15 protein-coding genes are annotated in these 20,308 nt (G+C 65.4%); 11 read left to right on the top strand and 4 right to left on the bottom strand.

Annotated features, from left to right (window positions below; translation table 11 throughout):
• Positions 1-76: 76 nt before the first annotated feature.
• The 4 genes from EL249_RS12855 (at position 77) to tfpZ (ending at position 5,007) form a co-directional block, all read left to right on the top strand.
• Entirely contained in the window at positions 77-1,294 is a 1,218-nt protein-coding gene (locus tag EL249_RS12855; RefSeq protein WP_170169609.1) for an FHA domain-containing protein, read from the top strand.
• A complete protein-coding gene (locus EL249_RS12850) occupies positions 1,291-3,225 on the top strand; it encodes a CHASE2 domain-containing protein (protein WP_005671708.1) in 1,935 nt (644 codons plus the stop codon). Before EL249_RS12855 ends, EL249_RS12850 begins: the two co-directional genes overlap by 4 nt.
• 8 nt (positions 3,226-3,233) lie before the next feature.
• Positions 3,234-4,031, top strand: coding sequence for a 3',5'-cyclic-nucleotide phosphodiesterase (locus EL249_RS12845; RefSeq protein ID WP_040530295.1), 798 nt, complete (start codon positions 3,234-3,236; stop codon positions 4,029-4,031).
• Between the two features lie 145 nt (positions 4,032-4,176).
• On the top strand, positions 4,177-5,007 hold the full coding sequence (gene tfpZ, locus EL249_RS12840) for a TfpX/TfpZ family type IV pilin accessory protein (protein ID WP_005671711.1): 831 nt from the start codon (positions 4,177-4,179) through the stop codon (positions 5,005-5,007).
• Here the strand turns inward: tfpZ and thiE are convergent, their stop codons facing one another.
• Entirely contained in the window at positions 5,008-5,676 is a 669-nt protein-coding gene (thiE, locus tag EL249_RS12835) for a thiamine phosphate synthase (protein WP_050782008.1), read from the bottom strand.
• A 411-nt stretch (positions 5,677-6,087) separates the two neighbouring features.
• On the opposite strand from thiE, the gene EL249_RS12830 reads away from it, so the two are divergent.
• The 5 genes from EL249_RS12830 (at position 6,088) to EL249_RS12810 (ending at position 16,342) form a co-directional block, all read left to right on the top strand.
• Positions 6,088-6,513, top strand: coding sequence for a response regulator (locus EL249_RS12830; protein ID WP_005671714.1), 426 nt, complete (start codon positions 6,088-6,090; stop codon positions 6,511-6,513).
• 16 nt (positions 6,514-6,529) lie between these two features.
• A complete protein-coding gene (locus EL249_RS12825) occupies positions 6,530-6,913 on the top strand; it encodes a response regulator (protein ID WP_005671715.1) in 384 nt (127 codons plus the stop codon).
• 1 nt (position 6,914) lies between these two features.
• Positions 6,915-7,472 (top strand): chemotaxis protein CheW, encoded by a 558-nt coding sequence (locus tag EL249_RS12820; RefSeq protein WP_005671717.1) that lies wholly within the window; start codon positions 6,915-6,917, stop codon positions 7,470-7,472.
• Positions 7,473-7,500: 28 nt separating this feature from the next.
• On the top strand, positions 7,501-9,702 hold the full coding sequence (locus EL249_RS12815) for a methyl-accepting chemotaxis protein (protein ID WP_005671718.1): 2,202 nt from the start codon (positions 7,501-7,503) through the stop codon (positions 9,700-9,702).
• Positions 9,703-9,796: 94 nt separating this feature from the next.
• The gene (locus EL249_RS12810) at positions 9,797-16,342 is read left to right on the top strand and encodes a hybrid sensor histidine kinase/response regulator (RefSeq protein WP_005671720.1); all 6,546 of its coding nucleotides are present in this window, start codon (positions 9,797-9,799) and stop codon (positions 16,340-16,342) included.
• 131 nt (positions 16,343-16,473) lie between these two features.
• Here EL249_RS12810 and EL249_RS12805 read toward each other — a convergent pair whose 3' ends face one another.
• The 3 genes from EL249_RS12805 to EL249_RS12795 all read right to left on the bottom strand — a co-directional run bounded on the left by EL249_RS12805 (position 16,474) and on the right by EL249_RS12795 (position 18,959).
• Positions 16,474-16,800, bottom strand: coding sequence for a c-type cytochrome (locus EL249_RS12805; protein WP_005671722.1), 327 nt, complete (start codon positions 16,798-16,800; stop codon positions 16,474-16,476).
• Between the two features lie 423 nt (positions 16,801-17,223).
• Positions 17,224-17,790: a DUF4276 family protein gene (locus EL249_RS12800; protein WP_005671723.1), complete on the bottom strand. Its 567-nt coding sequence runs from the start codon at positions 17,788-17,790 to the stop codon at positions 17,224-17,226.
• A complete protein-coding gene (locus EL249_RS12795; RefSeq protein WP_005671724.1) occupies positions 17,787-18,959 on the bottom strand; it encodes an AAA family ATPase in 1,173 nt (390 codons plus the stop codon). Before EL249_RS12795 ends, EL249_RS12800 begins: the two co-directional genes overlap by 4 nt.
• Before the next feature lie 232 nt (positions 18,960-19,191).
• Between EL249_RS12795 and ruvX the strand changes: the two genes are divergently transcribed.
• Together ruvX and pyrR are read left to right on the top strand one after the other, a co-directional pair.
• The gene (ruvX, locus tag EL249_RS12790; protein ID WP_005671725.1) at positions 19,192-19,662 is read left to right on the top strand and encodes a Holliday junction resolvase RuvX; all 471 of its coding nucleotides are present in this window, start codon (positions 19,192-19,194) and stop codon (positions 19,660-19,662) included.
• On the top strand, positions 19,659-20,243 hold the full coding sequence (gene pyrR, locus EL249_RS12785) for a bifunctional pyr operon transcriptional regulator/uracil phosphoribosyltransferase PyrR (RefSeq protein ID WP_005671726.1): 585 nt from the start codon (positions 19,659-19,661) through the stop codon (positions 20,241-20,243). Before ruvX ends, pyrR begins: the two co-directional genes overlap by 4 nt.
• Positions 20,244-20,308: the final 65 nt, after the last annotated feature.

Raw genomic sequence — 20,308 nt, 5'->3', positions numbered from 1 at the left:
CCTCCCGGCGGCTACAGTCGCTGCCGGGAGCGTCGACGGTCTTTTCTGCCCAGGCTCCCGGGGTCAGGGGATGCAGATGGGCGCCGATCACCAGGACGGGGAAATGCAGCAGCAAGGCAGCAGGTACGGGCAGCTCGTGCTGTCGGCAGCCGGCCAGCCGCTGCGCACCTATTGGCTGACACAGACACGCACGGTCATTGGCCGGCGTGCCACCAATACCCTGGTGCTCGATGACCTGACCGTCTCCGGCGAGCACGCCGTGCTGATGGCCGGCCAGCAGGATGTGGTGATCCAGGATCTGGGCAGCCGCAATGGCACCCTGGTCAACGGCGCCCCCGTGGCGCGCGCATTGCTCAACGACGGCGACAGCATCGACATCGGCATCTATCGCCTCGTCTATCGACGTGCCGGAACCATCGGCCCAACGGATGCCCATGAACAGGGCGCGCCGTCCGGCAGCGCCCAGCCCCCCGATGCGTCAGGACACGACGCCTCGTCTCGGGACGCTTCCGTTTCCGACACATTCCCGCTGCTTTCCATGGGCGATACGGCCTTCCTGCTGGACAGGCTGGCGCCGGACTTTCCACTTTTCCAGACGCCGGGGGCGCCCAACCCCTCGGCCTCCCTGCCGCCGGTCGATCCGTCGTCCTTGCCGCCGTCTGGCACTCCGGACTCACGGCGGGGCGGCACATCCTCGCTGAGTGGTACTCCCTCGGAACCGCCCCGGGTGCCGGGCAGACTGCCACCCTTGTCCGGGGGCTCGCAACAACCAGCCTCGCAACAATCAGTCTCGCAACAACCAGGCATCTTTTCCTCCCCGTTGCCGCCCGCACCGGAAGAGGGTGGCCCGGCCGGCTTCATCGAAGGCTTCAACCGCGCCCCGCGCCTGCCGCCCACGCCGATGCAGGGGCAGGCCGCGTTGCCGCCCGCCATGCTGCCCCATGCGCCGCCGCCCATGCCCAGGGCCCGGCCGGCGCTGGATCGTCCCGCCGACTTCCAGGGCGTCTCGCTGCGCTTTCTGGGCGGGCATGACGCCGGGCGGCTTCTGATCATCGACCGCCCCATTGTCAGCATCCGCAATGGCTGCGGACAGGTGGCGGTCGTCACCAACCGCAACGGCAACTTCTTCCTGACGCACGTCGAGGGCAGCGCCTATCCGATGGTCAACGGCGAATCGATCGGCCTGGGGGCGCACCCCTTGCGCAACCATGATCTGATCGAGCTGAGCGGCACCATCATCCAGTTCAGCCAGTCCCCGGCAGGCAGCCAGCCTCCGTCGGGGCCACCGCGATGAACCGCCTGCTGCAGTCGGTGCATGCGCTGTTGCGCTCGTTCCGGCTGTGGGCCTCCGTCGGGGGGCTGGCCATCACGGCACTGGCCATCCTGGTGCTGCTGGGCCATGTGCCCATGCCGGCCGTGCAGACCTTCGACCGACTGAACCAGGATCACCGGCTGCGCTGGCAGCCACCGGAATTCGAACCCCGGGTGCTCATCGTCGACATCGACGAGAAGAGCCTGCAGGAGCAGGGGCGCTGGACCTGGCCGCGCCGGACGCTGGCCAGGCTGGTCGAGCGCATCGTCGATGAAGGGCGGGCCCGCGTGCTGGGCTTCGACATTGTGTTTGCCGAGCCCGAGCCGGCCGGGGATCTGTCGCTGGCCGAGGCCATCCGCAGCCGGCCGGTGGTGCTGGGCTACTACTTCTCCCGTCAGGCCGGTGCCCGCCGCATCGGCCGCCTGCCGTCCTCGGTCTTTGAAGGGGATGTCTTCGATGGCTGGTTGCTGCCCCAGTGGGATGGCTTTGGCGCCAGCCAGGAGCGCCTCAGCGACGCCGCGCGCAGCAGCGGTTTCTACAACGCCCAGCTCGACGACGACGGCGTGGTCCGTTCCGTCCCGGTGCTCACGCTCTTCAATGGTCAGGTCTACGAATCGCTGGCACTGGCCATGCTGCGCGTCTACGGCGACAACCCGCCCATCGCCCTGGACGGGCAGCTGCTGTCGCTGGATGCCCAGACCCGGCTGCCGCTGGCGCGCGACCTGACGGCGCGCGTCCCCTTCGCCGGTCAGGCCGGCCCGCAGGCCGGGCGCTTCGAGTACATCTCCGCCACCGATGTCATCGAGGGCAGGGTGGACCCGGCGCGTTTTCGGGACCGCATCGTGCTGGTGGGCGCCTCGGCCCCCGGCATCGGTGACCGGCACACCACGCCGGTCAGCATCGACACGCCGGGCGTGGAAGTGCAGGCCACGCTCATCGCTGGTGCTCTGGCCGGACACATGCCTTACGTGCCCTGGCATGCCGAGCTGACGGTTTCCCTCATCACCCTGCTGGTGGCCGGGGCCGCCGCACTCGTCATGCCCCGGCTGGGGGCGGCCGGCATCGTGCTGCTGGCCGCTGCGCTGTTGCTGGTGCTGCAGTCTGCCAACGCCCTGATGTTCGGTGTGCTGGACTGGATCACCCCGGTGGCTGCGCCCATGATGGCCGTCGTGCTGATTGCCATCCTCAACCTGGCCACTGGCCATTTCATCGAGAGCAAGGCCCGCCAGGCCGTCGTGGCCCTCTTTGGCCAGTACGTCTCGCCCAAGCTGGTGCAGCGCATGGCCCGCGAGCCCGCGGCCTATCCCATGGAGAGCCAGAACAAGCGGCTCACCATCCTGTTTGCCGATATCCGCGGCTTCACGCGCATTGCCGAATCGATGGACCCGCAGGTGCTGCGGGAATACCTGAACACCTTCCTGACCCGGATGACTGAAGTCATCCACCAGCATCAGGGTACCGTCGACAAGTACATGGGCGATGCCATCATGGCCTTCTGGGGCGCGCCGGTCGATGACCTGGAGCAGGAAGACCACGCCGTCGTCGCCGCCATTGCCATGCAGGATGCCGCCGAGGAACTGAGCCGCGACTTTGCGCGGCGCGGCCTGCCCCCGCTGGTCATCGGCATCGGCATCAACTCCGGCACCGCCCGTGTCGGGGACATGGGCTCCCAGCTGCGGCGTGCCTACACCGCCATTGGCGATGCCGTGAACCTGGCTGCCCGGCTGGAAGCGCTCACCAAGCGCTTCGGCCTGCCGGTGCTGCTGGGCGAGATGACGGCCCGCCAGGTGATCCGTGTCGAGCTGGCGTCGTTGGGTGAAGCAGACGTTCCGGGCAGGACCGAAAGAGTGCGTGTATTTTGCCCGAGACGCTATGTCAACAGGGTGTCGCCGGAGGGCACGGCAGTGCTCTAATGCGATCCATGCGCTTCCATATCCTCGGCTGCAGCGGTGGACTCGGTGGCACGCCGGGAACGGCGGGCAGGCCGGGGCGTCCGGCTCGCACATCATCCTTCCTCGTCGACCACGACATCCTGGTCGATGCCGGCACCGGCGTCGAGGACCTGTCCGTCGAGGACATGCGGCGCATCGACCACGTCTTTCTCACCCACTCCCACCTTGACCACATCTGCGCGCTGCCGCTGATGCTCGACACCGTGGGCAGCAGCCGGGAACGGCCCATCATTGTCCATGCCCTGCCCGAGACCATCCAGGCGCTGAAGGACCACATCTTCAACTGGGTCATCTGGCCCGACTTCACCGAGATCCCGCACTTCGAGCGGCCGTGGATGGTCTACAGCCCGCTGCAGGTGGGCCACCCCGTGCAGATCGGCAACCGCACCATCCGCCCCATCACGGCCAACCACACCGTGCCGGCCGTGGGCTTTCACATCGGGGCCACGGCCGGCAGCCTCGTCTATTCGGGCGACACGCTGCCCACCGAGGAATTCTGGCGCACCGTCAATGGCATTTCGGACCTGCGCCATCTCATTCTGGAAACGGCCTTCGCCAACCGCGAGCGTGACCTGGCCGTCACCGCCAAGCACCTGTACCCCATCCAGCTTTCCGAAGAGCTGGCCCGGCTGTGTGTCGATCCCCAGATACACATCACGCATCTCAAGCCCTCCGACCGCGAGCTGATCGCCCGCGAGATCGAGACCTGGGCCGGGCGCTTCCAGCCCCGCATCCTGCAGACCGGCGACGTGCTGGTCATCGACTGACTGTCGTCTCTGTTGCATCACCGCACCAGCCTCCGGACGACAGCCGCTGCCAATAGCCGTCCGTCCGCCCGGCGCTGCCCGTCTGCACCCCGGGGATTAGCCTTGCCCGCCGTGTTCAAGATGCAACCTGAAGGACTGGCTGACCATGGCACATGCAAGCTCCGCAGCGACTTCCACAACCCCTCCACAGAAGCTGCCGTGGCGGGACAGCTGGCGTGGTGATGCCCTGCGGGCACGATTCCGTGCAGCAGGCTGCCACCTGGGCATCTCGCTGGCCATCGCCAGCCTGGTGCTGCTCGTCGTCTACCAGTACTGGTACGCCGGACCGCTGGCGGCCGTGGCCGGCGTGGGCACCATCCTGGTGCTGCTGCTGGCGGTGGACGTGAGCCTGGGCCCCATCATGACCTTCATGGTCTTTGATCGGCGCAAGAAGAGCCTGCCGATGGACCTGGCGCTGATCGGCCTGGTGCAGCTGCTGGCCCTGGGCTATGGCCTGCACACCGTCGAAGCAGGGCGCCCGCATTATCTCGTCTTCGTGAAGGACCGCTTCGAGGCCGTCTCGCGTGCCGACCTGCAGGCCGAAGACCTGCAGGCCGCTGCCAGCAACCCGCTGGCACAACGGGACTGGTTCGGTCCCCGATGGTCGGCAGCAAACCCGCCTGCTGACGAGAAGCTGCGCCAGGACGTGCTGGTGGAATCGGCCTTTGGCGGCCGTGATCTGCAGCACTTCCCGCAGTGGTACGAACCGCTGGAAAACCAGAAGGAAACCGTGAAAGCGCGGGCACTGGACCTGAAGGCGCTTCGGGATCTCAACCCGGATGACCAGACCGTGCTGGACGCCGCACTGAAGAAGGCCGGCCTTTCCGACACCGAGGCCGGCTACCTGCCGCTGAAGGGTGAGGAAAGCGACGCCACCGTGCTGCTGGATCGCAAGGATGGCCGCGTGCTGGACGTGCTGCCGCTGAAACCCTGGTGATCAGGGGCGGGCTGCAGCGGCCACCAGCCGCTGCGCGGCCGCCCGAATATCCCCCTGCCGGAACAGCGAGCCGATGACGGCGGCAGCATCGGCCCTGGCAGCCAGCACCAAACCGATGTTGTCGGCATCGATGCCGCCAATGCCCACCAGCGGGCGCGCCAGAGACAGCGCCTGCACCTCCCGAAAGACCGACAGCGGGGCAGGGCGCGCCAGCGGCTTGGTGCCCGACGCAAAGAGCGCCCCGAACGCCAGATAGTCGGCCACTGGTGCCAGTGCCCGGGCCCGCTCCACGCTGGCATAGCACGACACACCGATCAGCGACCCGGGCCCCAGCGCCCGACGGGCCTCCTCGATATCGCCGTCGTCCTCACCCAGATGCACGGCATCAATGCCCAGCTCGGCGGCCAGCTGCCAGTCATCGTTCACGATCAGCAATGCCTGATGGCGGGCACAGACGCCTTTCAGGGCTTCCAGCTGCTGCCGCTTCAGCGCCCTGTTGGCATGCTTGTTGCGGTACTGCAGGATGCGGATGCCGCCTGAGAGCGCAGCCTCCACGTCGGCAAGAAGACGTGTTGTGTCCCCTTCGTCGGCAGTGATGGCATAGACCCCGCGGATGAGGGCGCGGCGAGCCTGTCTTTCCGGATGGTCGGGGGAAGAGGCGGGAAGCATGGCGGTCTCCATGAATGATGGTGGGCAAGGATGACGGCGGCAGGGGTCGAACGGGGCATGAAATGGCTTGTCAGCCTTCCGGCCGCCACCCCACCCAGCGCAGGAAAGCAGGCCGGATCGCGGGCCAGGCAGCTCCGTTCCGGCACGCCTGATCATACCGGAGCCGGCCGTGCCGGCCCCTGTCTTCTGCCCCGCCGATGGGGCGAAGTCCGTGCCACGGCGCGCCACAACCCGTCAACCATTGGTCCGGCACTGTTGCGGGCTCGTCGGAGATGGGGGGCGAGGCGTGACATCTTTCCCTTTAATACGCGGAAGTGACCGATGCGGGAATGCCTGGGAGTCGGCTTGCCGGCTTTCCGAAAGGCGTGCAGCGGCGCTCACATCGGTATCAACTGGACTTGAGGGCAGGAAATGAGCGGCACCCAAAGCATCGCCGGACTGACGGTCATGGTGATCGACGACAGCAACACCATTCGCCGGAGTGCGGAGATCTTTCTGAAACAGGCTGGCTGCGTGGTCGTGCTGGCCGAGAACGGTTTCGATGCGCTGGCCAAACTGTCCGACCACGGGCCGGACATCGTCTTCTGCGACGTGCTGATGCCGCGACTGGACGGGTATCAGACCTGTGCGCTGATCAAGAAGAGTCCGCGTTTCAAGAACACCCCGGTCATCATGCTCTCCAGCAAGGATGGTCTCTTCGACCGTGCGCGCGGTCGCCTGGTGGGGTCTGAAGAGTATCTGACCAAGCCCTTCACCAAGGACAGCCTGCTCAAGTGCGTGCAGTCGCACAGCCGTCGCGCCGATCAGGAGCTGGCTGCAGCAGGCATGCCGAACTGATTGGCGGAGAAACAGCATGAATGCACAGACTGCGCGCAAGATCCTGATCGTTGACGATTCGCCCACCGAGCGCTTTTTCATGGCCTCGCTGCTGGTGAAGGAAGGCTATGAAGTGATCACGGCCGAAAACGGTGATGAAGCGCTGGAGAAGGTGCAGGCCGAACGACCCTCCATCGTCATCATGGACGTGGTGATGCCCGGCAAGAGCGGCTTCCAGGCCACGCGTGCCATCGCCCGGGATCCGGCGATGAAGGACGTGCATGTGATCCTGTGCACCAGCAAGAACGCCGAGAGCGACCGCATCTGGGGTCTGCGCCAAGGGGCGCGTGACTACCTGGTCAAGCCGGTCGAGCCGGAGGTGCTGCTGTCCAAGATCGCTGACCTGGCCACGGAGCAGTGACATGAGTGCCATCGAGACCCTGGGTCAGGAAGCCGGTCAGGTCGCCAAGGCTGCCGCCATCCCCACCCATGCAGGTGCAGCGAAGGATGGGGCAGAGAAGGGGAGCAACGGCGCTGCAGCATCGCATCTGGCGCTGATGATCGGAGAGGATCGCTACCTGGTCGAGCTGGCTGAAGCCGGCGAGATCGTGCCGATGCCGTCCACCTCGATCATGCAGGTTCCGCTGACGCAGGACTGGTTCCTGGGCGTGGTGAACGTGCGCGGTGCACTCTTCACGGTGGTGGATCTGGCCCGCTTCATGGGTGGCAACTTCACACCCGTGTCCAAGGAATCGCGCCTGCTCACGCTGTCGCCTGCACTGACCTTCAACGCCACGCTGGTGGTGAGCCGGATGCTGGGCCTGCGCAACGTGGCAACCATGACGCCGGTTCCAGAGAAACAGACTTTCGACAAGCCCTGGCTGTCCGAGCAGTTCCGTGACGCAGAAGGGCAGACGTGGCGTCGGCTCAGCCTGTCCAAGCTGGTGTCGTCGTCGTCGTTCCTGATGGTGGGTCGCTGACCCGAGCGCAGAAAGAGGAATAGGGCAAATGTCGGCATTGTCTTCGTTGCAGGGATCGATGGACGGGGCACAACCCGCCGTCCCCGCGTCGCCTGCACCTGTGGCCGCCGGAAAGGCATCCGGCAAGGCGGCTGCCGCTGCAACCCCGGCACGTGCGCGTGTGCGCACCACCCCGCTGCTGGGCAGGCTCAGCCTGAAGTGGCAATCGATCATCCTGCTGGGGGCGCTGGCCATCACCGTCGGTGCGGCCATTGCGATCAGCGCCTACGAACGCCAGTCCGACCGTGTCAATGCCCTGCAGAACGAAGTGGTGGGCGATGCGTTGATGCACTCGCAGCGCCTGGCCAAGGCGGCCAACATGGCGGTGCAGGGCAACGAAGAAGCCTATGATCAGCTCAAGAGCAGCCGGGCCTTCCTGTCGGATGCCGTCAAGGCGCTGAAAGAGGGCGGCGAGGTGGATCGCCTGCGGGTCTCGCCCCTGCCGGAAAGCTACCGGACGGAAGAGCAGCGCTTCAGCAAGGCCTGGGATGAGATCTCTCCTTCGGTCAAGGCCCTGATTGAGCAGCAGGATGTGCTGGTGCGCTTTGACAGCCTGGTCAACGAAGTGGCTGCGCTGGAGCGTGAACTGTCCGCCTCGCAGCGTGCCGCAAGGGCCAATATTCGTGATGGCGCCGGAAACGCGCCCGACCTGCTGCTGTTCTCGCGTCTGAGCGCGAAGATGCGCACCATTGTGGGCGAGATCATCCGCATGCACGGCAGCAGCCAGTTTGATAGTCGTGATGCCGTGTCGCTGGCTGATGCGATCGAGAGCTTTGCCGTGACACGCGAGACGGCACTCGATGGCGACGCCAGTCGCAACATCGCCCCGCTGAAGAACACCGAGGCGCGTGAAGCCCTGCGCAAGAACAATGCGCTGGCTGCGAAGTTTGTCCGGCTTGCGCTGGAGGCGCAGAAGGCACTGCCGGCCCTGGCGCAGGCACGTCATGCCGGTATGGACGTTTTCAAGAAGAGTGATGTGCTGATGGGCGCGGCCAACGCGCTGCGGGCACGTCTCATCGAGCAGCGCAATACGCAGAACTCGATGCAGTGGGCCATTCTGGGCTTTGCGTCGGCCGCGGTGCTGTCGCTGCTGCTGCTGTGCAAGGCCTACTATGACGATTCCAAGATTCAGGCGGACCGCTCCATCGACAAGCGGTTGGAGGCCGAACGACTGGAGCAGGAAGCCAGCCGCATCAACGACCAGAACCAGGCTGCCATTCTGCGCCTGATGAACGAACTGCAGAACGTGGCCGACGGTGACCTGACCGTGCAGGCCACGGTGTCCGACGACATCACGGGTGCCATCGCCGACTCGATCAACTACACGGTCGAGGAGCTGCGCAGCCTGGTGGGCCGAATCAACCGTACCGCCGCGGCCGTGGCCGAGGCGTCTGCCAGTGCGCAGGTCACGGCTTCGCACCTGCAGGCCGTCAGTGAACAGCAATCGCGCGAGATTCGCGAGACCGGTGAGGCTGTCCTGAACATGGCGGCGCAGATCAAGCAGGTGTCTGCGTCTGCTTCCGAGTCGGCCGAAGTGGCGCGCCAGTCGCTGTCGGCGGCCAGCCGTGGTCGTGACGCCGTGCAGAACGCCATTGCCGGCATGGGCGGCATCCGCGAGCAGATTCAGGACACCGCCAAGCGCATCAAGCGCCTGGGTGAATCCAGTCAGGAGATCGGCGAGATCGTCGAGCTGATTTCCAACATTACCGAACAGACCAACGTGCTGGCGCTGAACGCTGCCATTCAGGCGGCATCGGCGGGCGAGGCAGGTCGTGGCTTTACCGTGGTTGCCGAAGAGGTGCAGCGTCTGGCTGAACGCTCGGCCGAGGCCACGCGCCAGATCTCGGCCCTGGTCAAGGCCATTCAGACCGACACGCACGATGCGGTGGCGGCCATGGAGCGCAGTACGCAGGGTGTGGTGCGGGGAGCCAAGCTGTCCGATGAGGCTGGCATGGCGCTGATCGGCATCGGCCAGGTGTCGCAGGAACTGGCGGACCTGATCATGCGGATTTCCCGCACGACCGAGAACCAGGCAGCTTCGGCCTCGTCGGTGGCGCAGAGCATCCAGCGCATTCTGCTGGTCAACAGCCAGACCAACGAGGGCACGCAGCAGACGGCAGGATCCATTCTGCAGCTGTCCGAGCTGGCACGGGAACTCAAGAATTCAGTGGCCCGCTTCCGGGTGGGGTGAAGTTTCAGGGGTGTGAGCGCATCTCCGGATGGTCCGGCTGCGCGATCCAATCAGTCGAAGAGGGTGACGGGTGGAACACGGCAACAATATCGATATGATGACTCTGTCCTGGTTCGTGCCAGAGATTCGGGAGTCGCTGCAGCACGTCGCGCATGCGCTGGACGAGCTGCGGGCCAACCCGCATGGCCAGGACGCCATCAAGCGCGCACGCCTGCACCTGCATCAGACTCATGGTGCGCTGCAGGTTGCGGGCATTTCCGGTGTGGCACTGCTGACCGAAGAAGCCGAGCATGTGATCTCGGCCTTCGAGGACGGGGTGCTGGAAGCCGACGAATCGAGCATCGATGTCCTCAAGATGGTGATGCGTGCCATCACCGAATACCTGGAGGACATGCAGGCCAGCGGCACGTCAATTCCGGTGCTGGTCCTGTATCCGTACTACCGTGATCTCGTGGGTCTGCGCAAGGCCGTCCAGCCCGATCCGGCCGCGCTCTTCGACGTGGACCTGGATCGTGCGCTGCCGGCCTCGGTGCGCGCCATGATTTCCGACGCGCCGGACCGTGAAGAGCGGGCGAAATCTGCCGCACGCGGCTTCGAGCGTGCGCTGCCGGCGCTGATCCGCGGCGAGAACGTCGTGGCGGCCATCGACGGGCTGCACGAGTCCATGGGCCGCATGCTGCGCAATCAGCCGCATGTGGGTGCGCGGCTCTTCTACTGGCTGTCGTATGCCTTGCTCGACGGCCTCAAGCACGGTGCGCTGAAGGTTGATCTGGCCACCCGTCGTGCGGTCGGTCGCATCAACATCCAGAACCGCCACCTGTTCACCGGCCAGTCCGACGTGCCGCCGCAGTTCATCAAGGAACTGCTGATCATCCTGGCGCAGGCCGGAAGCGGCTCGGCTGTTGTGGAAGAGGTCAAGCGTCACTTCCATCTGGCCAGCCTGGTGCCAGCCGACTACGAGCGTCGCCGCTATGGCCTGGCCGATCCGGAGACCATCCGTATCGCCCGAGAGGCGCTGGTGCTGGTGCATCGCACCTGGGAGAAACTGGCAGGCGGCACGCAGGCCGAGGAGCCTGCCTTCGTCGAGGCTGTTGGCCATCTGAACCAGGCGCTGGCCAAGACCCATTACGCCGGTCTGGGCATGCTGGGCAAGACGCTGGCCACCATGCCGGCGGCGCTGGCCGGACAGCAGGGCCGGACGCGCGAGATGCTGGCCATCGAGGTGGCCACCGCGGTGCTGTTCATGGAAGAGGCGCTGGCGGGCGCACTGCGCTCCAACCCGGCCTATGACGACCGGGCGCAGGAACTGGCAGCCCGCATCAGCAGTCTGCTGGCAAACCCGGAGTCCTTCGATCCCACGCCGCTGCCGTGGCTGGTGGCGCTGTCGAACCAGGCCTCCGAGCGCATGACGCAGGCGGCCTTCGTCAATGAACTGAAGCACAACCTGTCCACCTGCGAGCAGGCGCTGGACGATTACTTCCGGGATGAAACGGCGGTGAATCGTCTGGAGACGGTGGAGCCGCTGCTGGCCGAGACGAGCGCCGTGCTGACCGTCCTGGAGTACCGGGATGCGGCCCAGGCCTGCCGTGCCATCAGCAAGCAGGTTGACGACATCATCCGTGCCCGCGTCACGCTGAATGATGCCGGCCGCGCCCGCCTGGCCGATGGTCTGAGTTCGGTGGGATTCTTTGTCGAGACGATGCTGCAGTCGGCATCGCGCGCCCGCCGTTTCCGCTTCGATGCGCAGCGCGGCATGCTGTTCGAGGACACCTCCATTCCTGAAACGCCGGAAGAGGTTGTCTCGGATGCCGATTCCAATGCACTGCTTCGCTCGTTTGCTGACGACGCATCGGCAGGGGCCGAACAGGCCGCGGATGCTTCGCATGAAGCCGCTCCCGAGGCGGCCGTCGCTGCGGCTGGCCTGACGGCGGCTGCGGGTCTGGCAGCGGCACAGGGTGCAGCTGAAGCGCCCGCATCGAAGGACCATGACGGGGCAGGGGATGCGCTGGCATTCGAGCTGCCGTCGCAACCCGTTGCTGAGGCTGCCATGCAGCCGGCTGCCGACGAAGGCCTGGCATTCCCGGCACCAGAAAGCGTGCAGGCCGACGTGACAACCGAGGTGGCTGAACCGGCCCTGCCCGAGGGCGTGCTGGAGGACGGCACTGTCGAGCTGTCGGCCGATGAGGCCGAGCTGCACGAGATCTTCCTGCTGGAAGCTGCCGAGGTGCTGGATGCCATCGACGAGAACCTGGGCGTGGTGCGCAAGGCACCGGATGACCGCGAGGCGATGACCACCATCCGCCGCGGCTTCCACACGCTGAAGGGTTCCAGCCGCATGGTGGGTCTGGACGCCTTCGGCGAAGCTGCCTGGGCCTTCGAGCAGATGATGAACCACTGGCTGTCCGAGGACAAGGATGGCACCACGCCGCTCTTCGAGCTGATCCAGGACGGTGCCAACTTCTTCCGCAGCTGGTGCGAGCAGCTGCAGGCCGCGCCGCGCCGTGTGCTGGACGCCAGCCTGCTGACGGCCCGTTGCAACGCATTCCCCGACAAGCCCGCTGCCGTGCCGGCCGCCAAGCCTGCTGCGCCGGCGGCTGCTCAACCCGTTGCTCAGCCTGCCGCTCCGTCAGTGGCCCAGCCGGCTGCCAAGCCTGCCGTTCAGCCGGCACCGGTGGCTGCGCAGCCTGACGAAGAAGAGGTCGAGACGCTGCCCCTGCTGGAACTGGATGGCGAGGCCGACACGCTGCCCATGCCCGAAGTGCATGCACCGGAGCTGCCCACGCTGGAGGTGCCGTCGCTGGACGACGCCCTGTCGGCCAGTGCGCTGCCTGCCTCGCGGGCGGACGGTTTCTCGCAGAGCCACAACTTCGCCAGTGTCTCCCGGTCGATGCCCGAAGGCGATCTGCGCCAGTCGCTGGAAGGCTTCCTGGACGACGCCAGCCATCGCCAGGCCGACATGCCCGTGGCCGATCTGGCTTCCCTGCACAGCGATCCGGTCCGTCCGGCGGATTCCCTGCGGGATGAGGACTTCGGAAGTCAGCAGGACGACTTGCTGGGCAACGGCGCCTTTGAAGCCCAGGACGAGGACGAATCCTCCAGCGATCAGGCCGATCTGGATGCCTGGTCCAATGCCATGGCGGGCGAGTCTGCGGACTTCGATTCCCTGCTGGGCGAGCTGCCCAATGGTGACGAGCTGGCACTGAACAATGTCGAGGCTGCCGACCTGGATCTGGCCGATGCCTTCATGGTGCCGGCTGATCTCGGCGAGGATGACGACATTCCGCTGCTGGACATGGGGTCAGCCCTGCCGGCCGGGAAGCCCGTCGAGAAACCGGTCGAGGCTGCGCCGGTTTCGCATGATCCGTTCGACTTCAGCGCCGCTTCGCTGGGTGTTGAAACGAAGTCGTTTGCGGCCGAAGTGCCTTCCGAGCCTTCGCAGGAAGATACGCTGGACTTTGGCGCCTTCAAGTTCGATGACGAATCGGTGTCCGAATCCGTTCAGCCGGACCATGAGGTGAAGCCGGTCGCCGAGACGCCGGCGCCCGCCGCGCCCGTGGCTGCCCAGCCGGCCCCGGTCGCACCGGTGGTGCCCGAGGCTCCTGTCGTGCCGTCTGCACCTGTTCCGGTTGCCAAGGTGGCACAGCCCGAGCCCCAGGAATCGATGGTTCGCATCGGCGAGCGCCTGGTGGATGCCGAACTCTTCGAGATCTTCAATGCCGAGGCCACGCAGGCCCGCATGCGGATGAACGAGGACTGGCAGGATTGGCATGCCTCCGACGCGCTGCGCGCACCCGAGCCGCTGATTCGTGCGCTGCACACCCTGGTGGGCACGTCACGTCACGTGGGGCTGGTCCAGGTGCGCGGCATTGCCGCCGCCATGGAAAAGCTGCTGGTGAAGCAGCGCGAAGTGGCCAAGCCGCTGCCCGATGGCATGAAGGCCAGCATGCAGGCTGCGCTGGGCGTCATCGACCGGATGCTGGCCGAATTCGCTTCGCGCATCGAGCCGGCGGCCGATCCCGAGACGACCCAGCGCATGGAAGCGCTGCTGGCCAACTGGGATGCCGAGATCAACGCCGACAGCCAGCCGGCCAAGCCGGCGGTCGAGCCGAAGTCCGACCGCGAGATGCGCGGCGAGGACCTGCTGAAGAAGGCGGCCGAAGTGCTGGGGGCTGCCCGGCGCGAGACCGAGGAAAAGAGCGATCCGCTGGCCGGCCTGGTCGACGAGATCGATCCGGACCTGGGCCCGGTGTTCTTCGAGGAAGCCGAGGAGCTGATGCCGCAGGTGGACAACAACCTGCGCGAATGGCGCGAGCGCCCGGCCGATGGCTCGGTGCCTGGCGCGCTGATGCGGCTCTTCCACACCATCAAGGGCAGCGCCCGGATGGCCGGTGCCATGCGCTTCGGCCAGATGATCCACGAACTGGAAACCCAGGTCGAGGACGCGCTGGCCCAGCCGCCGGTGCAGCCGGCGGTCATTGAGGCGGTGCTGGCCGGCTATGACCAGGCCGTGTCCGCCTACGAGGTGATGCTGCATCCCGAGCTGGCCGAGCAGCGTGCTGCCGAGACCAAGGCCCTGCAGCAGACCTGCGCGGCCCAGGCTGCCAAGGCCCAGGAGGCGGCGCCCGAGGCTGCTGCTGCGCCGCAGGCCCAGCCGGCGGCACCGTTGCCGCAATGCGAGGCCCTGGCACGCCAGCAGGCTGCCCAGGCAGCCGCCCAAGCCGCTGCGGATGGCCATGCACATGATGCGGCCAAGGCGGGTGGAGCCCTTCTGGATCCGTCGATGGGTGGAGCGGCCAACCCGGCCGCGGCGGCCCAGCATGTGATCCGCGTGCGCGCCGACCTGCTGGACCGCATGGTGGCCGAGGCCGGCGAGGTGGCCATTGCCCGGGCACGTCTGGACAGCGAGATGGGCCTGATCCGTGGCGCCATCAACGAGCTGACCGAGAACGTCAACCGCCTGCGCCTGCAGCTGCGCGAGATCGAGATCCAGGCCGACAACCAGATCCAGGCCAAGATCGCCCACTCCAACGAGACCGAAACCGAGTTCGACCCGCTGGAGTTCGACCGTTACACCCGCTTCCAGGAAGTGACGCGGATGCTGGCCGAATCGGTCAACGACGTGTCCACCGTGCAGCAGAACGCCCTGCGTGCCCTGGATGCCGCCATGCAGGACCTGGCGCGGCAGGGGCAGGTGAGCCGCAGTCTGCAGCAGAGCCTGATGCGTGTGCGGATGGTGCAGTTCTCGACCATCAACGACCGCCTCTACCGCGTGGTGCGTCAGGCCGGCAAGGACACCGACAAGCGCGTGACCCTGGAGATCAAGGGCGGGCAGGCCGAGATCGACCGCAACGTGCTGGACCGCATGGCGGGCCCCATCGAGCACATCCTGCGCAACTCGGTGGCCCACGGCATCGAGGAACGCGCCAAGCGGGCCGCCAGCGGCAAGCCGGACATCGGGGAACTGACCATCGAGGTCTCGCAGGATGGCAACGAAGTCATCATGCGCTTCCTGGACGATGGCCAGGGCCTGGACTATCCCCGCATCGAGGCACGGGCACGCGAACGCGGCCTGATTGCCCCCGATCACCAGCCGTCCGAGCGTGAGCTGGCCCAGATGATCTTTGCGCCGGGCTTTTCCACCGCCAAGCAGGTGACGGCGCTGGCTGGCCGGGGTGTGGGCATGGACGTGGTGCGCGCCGAAGTGGCGGGTCTGGGCGGCCGTATCGACGTGGATTCCACGACGGGCAAGGGCAGCTGCTTCACCGTGCACCTGCCGGTCTCGCTGGCGGTCACGCAGGTGGTGCTGCTGGAAATCGAGGGTGGCAAGTTCGCGGTTCAGAGCGCCCTGGTCGAGCAGATCGTGCAGATGAAGCCCGAGGCGCTGACCGAGGCCTACCAGGCCCAGCGCCTGGAGATTGCCGGCGAGCGCGTTCCCTTCTACTTCCTGGGCAGCCTGCTGGAGATCCCCGGCGTGAAGCCGGTCGCCCAGCGTGTGGCCCCGGTGGTGGTGCTGCGTGCCGGCGCCACGCGGATCGCCCTGCACGTGGACACCGTGGTGCCCAACCAGGAGGTGGTCATCAAGCACATTGGCCCGCAGCTGGCCCGTCTGGCGGGTGTGGCTGGCGCCACGGTGCTGGGTAACGGTGACATCGTGCTGATCCTGAACCCGGTGCAACTGGCCATGGCTCGCGTGGCCGGTCAGCTGGGCAAGGGCAAGGCCGCCACCTTCAGTGCCAGCGAACTGCAGACGGCCGCCACCGTGATGGTGGTGGACGACTCGGTGACGGTGCGCAAGGTGACGCAGCGACTGCTGATGCGCGAAGGCTACAACGTCGTGCTGGCCAAGGACGGCGTGGATGCCCTGCGGCAGATGCAGGAACTGATTCCCGACGTGATGCTGGTGGACATCGAGATGCCGCGCATGGACGGCTTCGACCTGACGAAGAACGTGCGCGAGCACGCCGACTTCGCCAACGTGCCGATCATCATGATCACCTCGCGGACGGCCGACAAGCACCGCAACCACGCGCTGTCGCTGGGTGTGGACGTGTTCCTGGGCAAGCCGTTCTCCGAGGACGACCTGCTGCGCCACGTGCGAAGCTTTGCCAGCCAGCGTGCACCCCGGGCGATGACGAACTGAGCATCGGGGTGAAGGGCTGCCGGCTTCGGCTGGCAGCAGAGAAAAGGGGCAGACCTCCGATGAGGAGGCTGCCCCTTTCTGCTTTATGGCTTTGTCTGGACGAAACCGGAACGGTTTCACCCATCAGGCCTTCATTGCTTGAGGATGAAGGTGATGACTTCCTTCAGTTCGTCGTCGCTGATGGCGGCCTTGCTGTTGGGGGGCATGGGGATCTTGCCGAAGCTGCCCTTGCCGCCCTTGCGCACCTTGTCGAAGAGCTGCTGGTTGACGTCCTGGCCCTTGTACTTCGCGGCCACGTCCTTGAAGGCAGGGCCGACCATCTTCTTGTCCACCGAGTGACAGGTGGTGCAGGAGGCCTTGTTCATGGCCGTCTGCGGGTCGCCGGCCAGTGCGGGGGAGGCGACGGATCCGACCAGCATGGCAGCCAGGATGCCGGGGATGAAAGTGCTTTTGTTCATGTTGATTTCTCCGGGTAGTGAACTCGGGGTGAACTGGTGGTGAACCGTTCCGAAGAATCAATTGTTTGCATGGGGGCAGGAAAATCCTTGACCGCCCTCAAGACAGATGCATTTGCCGGGTTTGTATTTTCAAAAGGACTTGCCCGGCATGAAAGGAATATTGCATGAACTGATATTCATCAACTTATCGGGCTGACGGGGATCAAGATACGGCATTGAAGGATATTTATTTTTATTCTCAGTCCCTTTGTTTTGCTGATCCGTTTGGTCCGCTCGGTCGTTCTGTCATTCTGGGAGGTTGGCCATGCGACGGTGTTTGTCAGGAATAAACGAGATTCGGATGATAATGCTTATTAATAACTATGTGTGATCCAGTCTGGCGGGGCAGAGTGGCTGTCTCAACGATATGTCGCTGAAATTGCGTCAGGCACGTTCGGCCAACATCCTGACACCTTGTGCAAAGACCTTCAGGCTACGCGACGTTGCCCGGTCTGCATCCAGCAGCCTTCCCAGCCTCCGGGCTCCTTCGTTCTTCTGGAAGTCCTTGATGTTCCGCTCAAGCTCGTGCGAGGGTTTTTGGCACTCGTCAGGGTCGGGGAATCGTTTGGCAAGGGTCCGGATCTTCTTCTGGGCCTCTGGATAGGCTGCGATCAATGCGTCGGGGTCGGCCAGGTACCAGGACTCCAGCTCCTGACAGACGAGGCGTATCAGGGTCTTGCGGCCACTGGTGGCGCACATGGTCTGTAGCCGTGCCTTCAGGGCAAGGCAATCGGCATTGTCATTGTCCCGGACAACGACGAAGCGGGCACCAGGTTCCTGCCATGCTTTCAGCTTGATCGGAATGCTCTTGTCGAGATCACTCTTGCCTTGGTGCGGGAGCAGAAGAAAGTGCTGCCCCTGTATCCATCCGGGGACCAGACGAGGCAGGTATTCTGCCAGCATGACCTTCATGGAAGGTTCTTCCAGCAGGAAGATGACGCGGCCGCTCACGTGTTCAGCCCTTCAAAGACCCCTTGCTTCCACAGATAGCCGGGCAGGTCGCCGGCGTCAACCAGTGCCTGCAGGTTGGCCGAATCACTGGCATGGGTGATGGTGGTGAAGCCGTTTTCTTTCTTCAGACAGTAGATCTCTTCCAGCTTTAGTGCGTTCAGGAAATCTGGGGAGTGCGTGGAAACGAAGACCTGGCCACCACGACGGGCATAGCTTCTGAATTCCTCGGCCAGTTCCGGCAGCAGATCGGGATAGAGCTGGTTCTCGGGTTCCTCGACGGCCAGTAGCGGAAACGGCCTGGGATCCTGCAACAGGACCAGGTAGGCGAACATCTTGATGGTGCCGTCGGAGACGAAACGGGCGATGAAGGGATCGTGGAATTTCCCGTCCTGAAAGCGCAGGACCAGGCGGCCGTCTTCCGTGGATTTCGCTTCGATATGGCTGATGCCGGGGACACGACGCTTCATGGCCTCCAGGACGGCCTGGAAACGTTCCGGATGATATTGATGCAGGTACTGGGCCACCTGGGCCAGGTTGTCACCCCGAGTGGACAGGTGCTCGGCAAAGCCTTCTTCCGTAGAGGGGCGTGCGTCGGCAATGTGGAAATCGGAGATCTGCCAGTTCTCGATCAGGCTGCGGAACTCGGCCACGACCCGGAACTCCTTGAACTGGCCTAGCCCCTTGATGGCCAACACATCTGGCTCGTCCAGCGCGAATACGGCACGCTGTTCGTCTGTGCCAGCCAGTCCATATGCGGATTCATTGGTGATGGCCGTTCCCGTACCCCGTTGGAAGTCGACGAAGTGCCACGGTCTTCCCTCCTGCCCGCGGCGGTACTTGAGGACCTCGCGCTCAATGACGACCCGCCCATCCAGCTCGTCGAAGGCCAGCTCATAGGTGGCCAGGCGCCCGCCCGACTCGCGGAACTTGATCTCGATCCGGATGGGCCCCCGCTGGTCGCGGCTGCGCAGTTCCCGCATGGACCCGCGTCGGGCCACGGCCTTGCCTACATTATGGGCAAGCGCATCCTTCAGAAAGGAGAAGACGTCGAATAGGGTGCTCTTGCCGGTGCCATTGGCGCCGACCAGCGTCACGAGCCTGGGCAGCCCATCCAGATGTGCATGGCGGAAGGTGCGATAGTTCTGGATCTTGATGGATTCGATCTGCATGGGCTCGCCGTGTTGAGGGTATGAAGGAAGAGGGCCGACCTCCCTGGATCAGGCGTTGCTTTTGATGATACTCGGCCTGACAGGGATACAATGCGCTGTCGTCGAACCGAATCGCATTTCCGGGGAGCCTTGTGGTGTTCTGGGCAGGAGCAGGTCACTTCACGTCGCGGGCTGCGGAGCAGGCCGTGATGGCGCGTTCGTTGCGTCCGGGCAACGGGCACGGGAGCGCATCATGACCCTTTCTGCCGCCACATCCACCGTCCAGACCCTGCTGGCCTTCGACTTTGGCCAGAAGCGCATTGGCGTGGCGGTGGGCAACAGCCTCACTGGTGCGGCGCGACCGCTGGCCACGCTGACCGAGCAGACCACGGATGGTCGCTTTGCCCGCATCCAGACGCTTCTGAAGGAATGGCAACCCACCGGGCTGGTGGTGGGGCGGCCGCTGCACCCCGACGGCACCCCGCATGAAGTCACGGCGCTGGCCGAGCGTTTTGCGCGCCGGCTGGAAGGCCGCTTCGGGCTGCCCGTCTTTCTGGTGGATGAACGCTACAGTTCGGTGGCGGCCCAGGAGCGGATGCGCGACGAGGACGACGAGCACGTCACGCGCGGTGGCCGGCGTCGCAAGGGCGGGGCGTCGCAGGGCGACGATGCGACAGCTGCGGCCATCATCCTTGAACAGTACCTGAGCGAGACACGATCATGACGACCCCTCTGCCGGCCGATGCCGAGACCCTCTTTGCGCGTCTGCGCGATTCCCTGAAGGACGCTCTGGGCGTTTCCTGCAACGGCCTGGCACAGGGCGGAGCAGATGCCCCGAAGGGCGAGGGCGCAGCCTCGGCGGGTGCTGAAGACGCGCCCGCCTTCATCGGCATCCACACGGGCGGGGCGTGGCTGGCGGCCCGGCTGCATGCCGAGCTGGGGCTGTCGTCGCCGCTGGGCTTCCTGTCCAGTGCCTTCTACCGCGACGACGTGCAGGCGCGCGGCCTGTCGATGCGGATGCAGCCCACGCGCATCGATTTTGACGTGAACGGGCGCGACATCGTGCTGGTGGACGACATCCTGCATACGGGGCGCACCATCCGCGCGGCGCTCAACGAGATCTTTGACTATGGCCGGCCGGCGCGGGTGCGTCTGGCCGTGCTCATCGACCGCGGCGAACGGGAGCTGCCGGTGCAGCCCGATCATGTCGGGACGCGGCTGGTGCTGCAGCCCGGCGAGAAACTGGCGCTCAGCCAGCGGACCAACGGGATGTTCGAGCTGCGGGTGGAAACGGTACAGGCGTGATTGGCGCTGATCAGGCGTGACCGGGCCGGGAAGGCCGGAAGAGTTCAGCAGAGGTAGAGAGGCAA

It is taken from the genome of Lautropia mirabilis, from assembly GCF_900637555.1.
GTDB lineage: Bacteria > Pseudomonadota > Gammaproteobacteria > Burkholderiales > Burkholderiaceae_E > Lautropia > Lautropia mirabilis.
Note: the sequence above shows the minus strand (reverse complement) of the source record. Positions and strands in the feature narration are given on the sequence as shown.